The 865-nt window shown below is 63.8% G+C and carries 1 protein-coding gene; it reads left to right on the top strand.

Features of this window, described 5'->3' with window-relative positions; translation table 11 throughout:
- Positions 1 to 24: 24 nt before the first annotated feature.
- Positions 25 to 865, top strand: an 841-nt coding sequence (locus M1L58_RS23260; RefSeq protein ID WP_248660628.1) for an IS256 family transposase, incomplete at its 3' end; no start/stop codon positions are given.

Here is an 865-nt window from a genome sequence, read left to right as displayed (position 1 = left end):
TGCTCATCAGTGAGAGGAAGATCTATGAGCATGGCGTTAGACGACAAGCAGCAGGGCCACGACGACGAGCAGTTGCCTGAACTGGCCGAGCCGCGCTCGACCGCGGAAGTCGCCGAGGCATTACAGGCCTCGGGCATGGTCGATGAGCTGCTCGCCCAGATCGATACCGGCCAGGTCCAGATCACCGGCGAAGGCGGGTTGATCCCAGGTCTGATCAAACTGGCCCTCGAACGCGGTCTGAAGGCCGAGCTGACCGATCACCTCGGCTATGCCAAGGGCGATCCGGCCGGGCGGGAGTTGCCCAACGCCCGTAACGGGTCGAGCCCGAAAACGGTGGCCTCGGAGGCCGGGCCGGTCGAGCTGAACATTCCTCGTGACCGTGACGGCACGTTCACCCCGCGGCTGGTCCCGAAGGGCTCGCGCCGCCTCGGCGGCCTCGACGACATCATCATCTCGCTCTACGCCGGCGGCATGACGTTGCGCGACATCCAACACCATTTGGCCTCCACGATCGGCACCGATCTCTCGCACGAGACGATCTCGAAGATCTGCGACGAGGTCCTCGACGCGGTCGATGAATGGCAGAACCGGCCGCTGGAGCCGTTGTATCCCGTCATCTACCTTGACGCCCTGGTGGTGAAGGTCAAAGACGGCGCCCATGTCCGAAACAAGCACGCCCACATCGCTATTGGCGTCGATATGGCCGGCGTCAAGCATGTGCTGGGAATCTGGATACAGGCCGAAGAAGGCGCCAAGTTCTGGGCCGGGGTGTGTGCGAATCTGGCCAACCGCGGCGTCAAGGACGTGCTGATCGTGTGCTGTGACGGGCTCACCGGATTCCCCGAAGCGATCGAGGCGACCTGGC

It is taken from the genome of Gordonia sp. C13, assembly GCF_023218005.1.
In the GTDB taxonomy this organism is placed as follows: Bacteria; Actinomycetota; Actinomycetes; order Mycobacteriales; family Mycobacteriaceae; genus Gordonia; species Gordonia namibiensis.
The sequence above is the reverse complement of the archived record's forward strand: the minus strand, read 5'-3'. Positions and strand labels throughout refer to the sequence as shown.